We start from the raw sequence: 7,932 nt of genomic DNA, 5'->3' as shown, positions 1-7,932 counted from the left end.
TTGCAATTGTACGCTTTTAGCAGACATACGCAACCACATCAAAAATAGAAGCTGTTGCGATGCTCCTCAGAGGGCGCGACCAGTTGCTACTAGATACTAGAAATACACAAGATGGACCTATTCCCACTCAATGGTCCCCGGTGGCTTGGACGTGCAGTCCAACACCACGCGGTTGATTTCGGGAACTTGGTTGGTAATCAGGTTAGAAATCCGCGCCACCAAGTCCCAATCCAAACGCGACCAGTCCGCGGTCATCGCGTCCTCTGAGGAAACCGGACGCAACACAATCGGGTGCCCGTAGGTGCGCCCGTCACCCTGCACCCCCACGGAACGCACGTCGGCGAGCAACACCACGGGACACTGCCAGATCTCCGTGTCCAGCCCCGCTGCGCTCAACTCGTTGCGCACAATCAAGTCCGCCGCCCGCAAAATCCGCAGGCGTTCCTCGTTGACCTCTCCAATAATACGAATGGCCAAGCCCGGACCGGGGAAAGGCTGGCGATTCACGATGACATCCGGCAGGCCCAACTGGCGCCCCAACTCGCGAACCTCGTCTTTGAACAGTTTGCGCAGCGGCTCGATGAGCTCAAACTTCAAATCTTCGGGCAATCCGCCCACATTGTGATGCGACTTGATATTAGCCGTTCCGCTGCCTCCGCCTGATTCCACTACGTCAGGATACAAAGTGCCCTGGACCAGGAACTTCACTTCCCCACCACTGGCGCCAACCTCAGCCACGACCTCGCGCTGAGCCGCTTCAAAAGATCGGATAAACTCGCGTCCGATAATCTTGCGTTTCTGTTCTGGCTCGCTCACTCCCGCCAGTGCCCCCAAGAAGCGGGCAGACTCGTCTACATATTTCACGCGAATCCCCATGTTGGCGGCATAGTCTCGTTCCACCTGCTCGCGCTCCCCTGAGCGCAGCAAACCGTGGTCAACGAAAATGCAGGTCAACTGGTCGCCAATGGCCTTATGAACCAGAGCCGCCGCCACGGACGAATCCACCCCGCCAGACAAACCACAGATGACCTGCGCATTGCCCACGCGCTGGCGAATCTCCGCAACCTGGGTGTCGATGATGGATTGCGGGGTCCACACCGGATCCAGGCCGACCACGTCATGCAAGAAATGTTCCAGAAGCCGCTGACCATAGGCGCTGTGCCGAACTTCGGGATGCCACTGCACTCCATACAGCCCTCGTTCAGGATTTTCAAAGGCTGCTACCTTTGTATCGTCCGTCGCCGCGGTAACTTGAAAATCGCTGGGGGCTGCCGAAACCGCGTCCCCGTGACTCATCCAAACTACCTGTTCAGACGGCGTTCCTTCCAACAACTGGCCACCCGGGGTCACTTCCAAGTTGGTGCGGCCGTACTCGGACGTTCCGGTAGGGCTAACCGTCCCCCCCAGGGCTTGTGCCATGACCTGAAACCCGTAGCAAATGCCCAATACCGGCACATTTGCCTGAAAGACGGCCGGGTCAAAAGATGGAGCGCCGGGCGCGTAAACAGAGGACGGTCCACCTGAGAGAATGATGGCTGAAGGCTGTTTATCCAAAATTTCCCGAGCGGTCAGGTTATGTCCCACGATTTCCGAGTAAACTTTCGCCTCGCGAACCCGACGAGCGATAAGTTGGGCATATTGCGCACCAAAGTCAACAACTAATACGGGTCCTGCGGGTTTACCATGTTGCAAGTTTTCAGCCATGAGTCAATCCTAAAACATTTCCCCACCATAAATTGACCTCCCATTTCTCAGACTTTATTCAGGGATAATTCGTTGATATTTCAACGATTTTTCCTAATGTCAGGCCATTAATTGTCGATACAATAATATGTAGGGTCAAAGGAAAGGCCGACGACATAAGGGAAAGGAGACCCGCCATGAGTCAGGTACCAACATATTTCGAGGCTGATGTCCGGCTGGATCGGAACTCACCGGTTCCGCTTTACCATCAGATTGCTCAGCCCATCGAAGAATTAATCCTTTCAGGGCAGCTTACTCCCGGTACGCGCTTGGAAGATGAACTGTCCATGGCGCGACGCCTCAACGTGTCGCGGCCTACTGCTCGCCGTGCCCTGCAGCAACTGGGTGACCATGGTCTGCTGGTGCGCCGCCGCGGTGTCGGCACTCAGGTGGCTCCGACGCGGGTGCATCGTCCGAACGCCCTCTCCACCATTTTTGACCAGATGAAGGCCGACGGTCACAAGCCGTCTACTGAAGTTTTGTCTTACGGCACATCCCCGGCCAGCCCGGAAGTCAGTGCGAAACTCGAGGTAGCCACCGGATCCAACGTGACCGCTATCCGCCGGCTGCGCCTGAGCGACCGCCAGCCCGCCGGACTTATGTTTGACATGATTCGTTCCTCGATTGCTCCGGCAGCCACCGCTTTGGAACGTGATTCTTTCGAAACTGCCCTAGCCGAGCGCGGTGTCGTCGTGACGATGGCTCGTCAAGCGGTGTCCGCCCGCAAGGCCAGCGCCCCGGAGGCTCAACTCCTGCGGATTCCCGCGGGTTCAACGGTGCTGAGCATCCAAAATGTCTCTTATGACGAATCCGGCAAGATTGCCGCTTATGGTGAATACCTGTTCCGTGCAGACCGCTTTGCTCTCAAGAACACGCTCTTTGCGCACTAACTCAATAACCCTTCTTTCTTCTTCACTGGGACAATTTCATAGCGGGTCCCCAGACCCGACAGCGATGAGGCGTTCGTAGTTTCTCTCCTTTTCCACGGGCGCCTCATTAATTTTTCACAAGTTTTTTGCCGAACTTTTCCCTGGTACCTTGCGGTTTTCAAGGGCTTGAGACCGAAAATTTCGCTTCGGGACCTTAGTCCCAACTTTACCGACCCCAAACCCTGTATTAGGATATTTTTTAACTTGCCGACGGGGTTGACGAATCCCCCTGATTTCATTAGAGGAGCTAGGCATGAGCGACTTCAAAACCTCATTTCTGGACAATCTTTCCAACAAAGCGGCAGCAAACAGGAAACGGATTGTGCTGCCAGAATCTGACGATGAGCGCATCTTAAAAGCTGCCGCGCACATCCTCCAGAAAGGCGTCGCTGACTTGGTTTTGCTGGGCGACCAGGACACCATCAAGGCTCAAGCTGCCGCGCTCGGTCTGGACCTTTCCACGGCCGAAATAGTTTCCCTAGATGACGCTGAAAAGCTGGCTCGCTACACCGCTAAACTGGTGGAACTGCGCGCGCACAAGGGCATGGACGAAGCCAAAGCGAAGGAAACTCTGAAAGATATTTCATTCTTTGGCACCATGATGATTGTCTGCGGCGATGCCGATGGCATGGTCTCCGGAGCGGCTCACACCACCGCCCACACCATCCGTCCCGCGCTGCAAGTCATCAAGACTCAGCCGGGCGTGAAACTGGTTTCAGGAGCTTTCCTCATGGTTTTCGATGACCACTTTGACGTGTATTCGGATTGCGCGGTCACGATTTCCCCGGACGCTGGGCAGCTAGCGGACATCGCGGTCGTTTCAGCCAAGACCGCGGCTCAGTTTGGTCTGGAACCGAAAGTCGCCATGCTGTCCTATTCCACGATTGACTCCGGCTCGGGTCCGCTGGTTGACCTGGTAAAGGAAGCCACCGCAAAAGCCCAGTCAGCCGCCCCCGAGGTAGCTATCGACGGTCCGCTCCAGTTCGATGCCGCGGTAGTCGAATCCGTGGCTGCCAAGAAAGCACCGCACTCCCCCGTGGCCGGACAAGCCAACACGCTCATCTTCCCCGATTTGAACGCTGGAAACATCACCTACAAAGCGGTGCAGCGCACCAGCGGTGCGCTAGCTGTGGGTCCGATTCTGCAAGGGCTAAATGCCCCGGTCAACGACTTGTCGCGCGGAGCCACCGTGGACGACATCATCAACACCATCGTCATTACTGCTATCCAATCCCAGGGATAGACGTCCAAAGGGTGTAGCCCCGCGGCCGCCCTTGTGAAAAGAAGAAAGAACAATCACTATGCGACACCAAACCATTTTTGTAATTAACTCCGGCTCTTCCTCACTGAAGTACCAGCTAATCGAACCCATCAGCGGTGACGTCCTGGCCAAGGGCCAAGCGGAACGCATCGGCACTGACCGTGGGGAAGTTACCCACGAAGTCCACGCGGACAAGTTCAGCGAGACACTCCCCCTCCCGACCCACAAGGAAGCCTTGACCAGGATTATCGAGATGTTCGCGACCCACGGACCTGACTTACAGCACGTGGATTTATCCGGTTTTGGTCACCGTATCGTCCAGGGTGGCTGGCATTTCAAGGGACCGGCCATCGTGAATGACGATGTTCGCGCCAAGATTGAGGAACTGTGCGACTTGGCGCCGCTACACAACCCCGCGCACCTCATTGGCATTGACACCGCTATGGAGCTGTGGCCCGACCTGCCTCACATCGCCGTTTTTGATACCGCCTACTTTGCCGGCCTGCCCGAAAAAGCCCGTAGCTACGCCCTCAATAAGCAGGTCGCGCATGACTACCACATCCGCCGCTACGGTGCCCACGGGACTTCTCACGAATTCGTAGCCAACAAGGTCTGCGACTACCTGGGCGATGACACCGTGAAACAAATTACCCTGCATCTGGGAAATGGCGCGTCCGCCTGCGCGGAACTTGGCCGGCTACCGATGGACACCTCGATGGGGTTGACGCCCCTGGAAGGCTTGGTCATGGGCACCCGTACCGGCGACATCGATCCGGCTGTGGTGTTCCACCTGCTGCGCAAAGGAATGAGCGTAGATGACATTGACACCCTGTTCAACAAGCAATCCGGTATGAAAGGCATGTGCGGAGATAACGATATGCGTGATGTCTGGAAACGCCGCGACGAGGGCGACTCCGACGCTCTGCTGGCTCTGCAGACTTATCAGCAGCGCTTGCTAAAGTACATCGGTGCCTACACTTTTGAGCTGGGCGGCTTGGACGTGCTGACTTTCACCGCCGGTATTGGAGAAAACGATGACCGCACCCGGCGGCGCTTGTGCGAAAAACTCGAGTTCATCGGGGTCAAGATTGACCGCGAACGTAACGAAAATCGTGACCGCTCCAAAGCTATCTGGCGCATCTCTAGCGATGATTCAAAAGTGCTGGTGCTGGTCGTACCCACCAACGAGGAGTTGGCGATTGCCCGCCAAGTCGTACGTCTGATTTAGCTTCTATCCTCAAAAACCTTTCTGGCGTGGGCCCCGGATACGTCTGGGGTCCACGTTTTTACGCCGAACTGAGCTTCGGCCGGCCGACCAGCCAACGGCCCGAAGGCACCCCCGTTTTAGTTAAAATCGCTTAACTGTCAATATACTGAATAGCATGAGTGAGGTAGCTAAGGTCGATAAGGAGCGCTCGGCTCTCAGTGAACAGTTGGTTTACGAGTTTCATCGCTTGGTGTTTTCCGCCAACAATTTGATTGCCAATATCTCAGCCGACTTGGGAATGCACGGCAAGGACGGCGACGGACTGCTGCTGATTTGGCGTTCCGAGATTGCCGGAAATCCCCTATCCCCCTCAGAACTCGCCGATGGCCTGCACATCACCCGCGCCGCCGCCAGTTACTTGGTAGATCGCTTGGTGAACCTGGGATACGTCAGTCGGCAAACTGACCCGGAGGATCGCCGCCGGGCCGTGCTGCGCATCGCAGAATCCGGAGATATGCTGGGGCACAATTTTGTCGGTTCCGTAAACGAGGACCTGCATGGCGTTTTTGCCAACCGCTCCAATGAGGAAATTAAGCAGTTCTCGGAAATGCTGGCGGAGTTCATCGACCAGATAGACGCTTCTCACCACACAAAATCCTCACCATCGGATTAGCCAAAGCCGCTAAATCCCTAGGGAAACCGGCCTTCGTCGGCAAAATAATCGCTGCGGTCATAAAATTTGATTAAGTTTCTTAACTATCAATATAATTAATTACATGACAGTGACTCATACCCTTGACGATTCCGAAACTGAGGCGCCAAATGGCGAGGCGGAATCGCAAAACAACAACGAAAAACCCACTGGTTTGGCTTCTCTTGAACACACTGTGCCGGAACGCTGGGGATTGATTCTGGCTCTGTACCTGGCAGGAATTTTCATGGGTGCCTTGGACATGGGCATCGTAAATCCGGCTCGTACCGTCATCCAAAACAGCTTGGGAGTCGACGACCAGGCAGGTGTCTGGGTCTTTACAATCTATACTTTGGCCTACGCCATCGCTATCCCCGTTATCGGCAAACTGGCAGACGTATTGGGGCGCAAGCCGATATATGTGCTGGCTATCGCCCTGTTCGGGATTGGTTCACTAGGGTGCGGGCTCGCCCAAGACTTTCAATCTTTCGGTCTGTTGTTGGCCTCCCGCGTGGTGCAAGCCGTGGGCGGCGGCGGCATGATGCCGGTCGCCACCGCCGCTGCCGGGACCATTGCTCCTCCAGCAAAGCGCGGTATGGCTCTCGGTTTGGTCGGCATGGTCTACGGCGTTGCCTCGGTTATTGGCGGCTCGGCTGGCTCACTCATCATGGACATCGCCGGAACCGAGAACTGGCAGTGGATCTTTTACATCAACGTGCCGATTGCTCTGGCAGTGGTAGTCCTAGGAGGGCTCTTCTTAGATCGTGATCGTACCGAAGCCGGCCGCCGTTTGGACATTCCCGGCACCGTCTTAATCGTGGTCGCCATCACTTCCCTCTTGTGGATGTTCCAACATCTGGATTTCACGGATATCAGCGGTTCTTTCCAAGATTCCAACGTCCGGGTTTCCCTGCTGATTTTTGCGATTGCGGGGGTAGTTTTCTGGGTTACCGAGCACCGCGTCTACGACCCCTTAATCAACTTTGACTATTTCATGAACGTTCCAGTCGGGGTGACTCTGTTGCTCGGCATGGTGGCCGGCACCTTGATGATGACCGTGATGTTCATCCCGCAGTTCGCCGAGAACTCTATGCGCCTACCTACGGGCGATGGCGGCTACCCCACCATTATCATCGGGGTGGCTTCTGGCCTCGCAGCGCCAATATCCGGGCGGCTCACGGATAAGCTCGGCCCTCGCTTCGTGCTGGGACTCGGGGTCATTATCTGCGCTATCTCTGGCCTGCTACTGATTTTCTGGACTTCCCCGTATCCCGGTTTCCTCTCCACCAGCCTGTCCATCTTTGTGATGGGTTTCGGTCTGGGATTCCTGATGGGCGCACCCCTGACCTACCTGATTTTGCACCTGGTGCCCAGCCGTGACGCGAACACCGGTCAAGCAACTCTGTCTTTGACGCGTTCTCTGGCGACTACCCTGGCTCCGGCGATCATGGTGGGACTGCTCGCCACCGCTATGGGCGGCCTGTCCGAGAAGGTCATGGAAGTCATGCCGAAACCAGATATGTCCGCCATGTCCTCCGCGATGCCCGCAGCCCCCGGCGGAATATCCACTACCGGTGGTCAAGAATCGGGCAGAGGCCAAATGCCGCCCGTAAGCACCGGCGACGGTTCTCAGCCCTCCGCCCCACCCCAGGACACAATTGACCCCGGATTTTCCATGGTGAATGTGCCTGACCGGTTGATGAATCGCCTCAAGAGCGCGGATGTTACCAACATTGTGGCACGGTCCAAGGAACTGGCGAACTACACGTTCGACGAGCAAGGCAACACCATGAAGGCACAGATGGGCTTTGTGCCGCCAGCCCTAGAGCAAGCTCGCCAGGATTACCTTCAGGACATCGATACACACGCGGACACTATCGAATCTACGTTCCAGTTGGAGCTCAATAAGGGATTTATCCGCTTGTTCTGGTTCTATACCCTCGTGTCTCTGTTCGGCGTGCTGTTGCTGTTTGGGGTTCCCTCTAAGAAAACTCTCGACGCACACATTATGAAGACCGCGCAGTCCGCAGCGGAAAACTCAATCTAGGACTACAAACCAGCCGGGCGCCCCGAATGTACGGAGCGCCCGGTGTTCTAACCC

General features: G+C 56.1%; 6 protein-coding genes. 5 read left to right on the top strand and 1 reads right to left on the bottom strand.

Going from position 1 to position 7,932, the window contains the following annotated elements; translation table 11 throughout:
* Positions 1-117: 117 nt before the first annotated feature.
* A complete protein-coding gene (gene guaA, locus Q0X47_RS02470) occupies positions 118-1,704 on the bottom strand; it encodes a glutamine-hydrolyzing GMP synthase (protein WP_297722479.1) in 1,587 nt (528 codons plus the stop codon).
* 176 nt (positions 1,705-1,880) lie between these two features.
* Between guaA and Q0X47_RS02465 the strand changes: the two genes are divergently transcribed.
* The 5 genes from Q0X47_RS02465 (at position 1,881) to Q0X47_RS02445 (ending at position 7,878) form a co-directional block, all read left to right on the top strand.
* Complete coding sequence (locus Q0X47_RS02465) at positions 1,881-2,633, top strand: GntR family transcriptional regulator (protein WP_297722476.1); 753 nt, start codon at positions 1,881-1,883, stop codon at positions 2,631-2,633.
* 292 nt (positions 2,634-2,925) lie between these two features.
* On the top strand, positions 2,926-3,915 hold the full coding sequence (pta, locus tag Q0X47_RS02460) for a phosphate acetyltransferase (RefSeq protein ID WP_297722472.1): 990 nt from the start codon (positions 2,926-2,928) through the stop codon (positions 3,913-3,915).
* A 58-nt stretch (positions 3,916-3,973) separates the two neighbouring features.
* On the top strand, positions 3,974-5,161 hold the full coding sequence (locus tag Q0X47_RS02455) for an acetate/propionate family kinase (RefSeq protein WP_297722469.1): 1,188 nt from the start codon (positions 3,974-3,976) through the stop codon (positions 5,159-5,161).
* A 154-nt stretch (positions 5,162-5,315) separates the two neighbouring features.
* Positions 5,316-5,813 (top strand): MarR family winged helix-turn-helix transcriptional regulator, encoded by a 498-nt coding sequence (locus Q0X47_RS02450; protein WP_297722466.1) that lies wholly within the window; start codon positions 5,316-5,318, stop codon positions 5,811-5,813.
* A 103-nt stretch (positions 5,814-5,916) separates the two neighbouring features.
* Positions 5,917-7,878, top strand: a complete 1,962-nt coding sequence (locus Q0X47_RS02445) for an MFS transporter (protein ID WP_297722463.1) — start codon at positions 5,917-5,919, stop codon at positions 7,876-7,878.
* Positions 7,879-7,932 lie beyond the last annotated feature (54 nt).

This window comes from uncultured Mobiluncus sp. (assembly GCF_947254095.1).
Taxonomy (GTDB): Bacteria; Actinomycetota; Actinomycetes; order Actinomycetales; family Actinomycetaceae; genus Mobiluncus.
This window is presented reverse-complemented; position numbering and strand designations above follow the sequence as displayed.

What these genes read in the sequence shown, in the direction of transcription:
- guaA (WP_297722479.1), bottom strand. Translation starts at nt 1,704, where the DNA reads ATGGCTGAAAACTTGCAACATGGTAAACCCGCAGGACCCGTATTAGTT.
- Q0X47_RS02465 (WP_297722476.1), top strand. Translation starts at nt 1,881, where the DNA reads ATGAGTCAGGTACCAACATATTTCGAGGCTGATGTCCGGCTGGATCGG.
- pta (WP_297722472.1), top strand. Translation starts at nt 2,926, where the DNA reads ATGAGCGACTTCAAAACCTCATTTCTGGACAATCTTTCCAACAAAGCG.
- Q0X47_RS02455 (WP_297722469.1), top strand. Translation starts at nt 3,974, where the DNA reads ATGCGACACCAAACCATTTTTGTAATTAACTCCGGCTCTTCCTCACTG.
- Q0X47_RS02450 (WP_297722466.1), top strand. Translation starts at nt 5,316, where the DNA reads ATGAGTGAGGTAGCTAAGGTCGATAAGGAGCGCTCGGCTCTCAGTGAA.
- Q0X47_RS02445 (WP_297722463.1), top strand. Translation starts at nt 5,917, where the DNA reads ATGACAGTGACTCATACCCTTGACGATTCCGAAACTGAGGCGCCAAAT.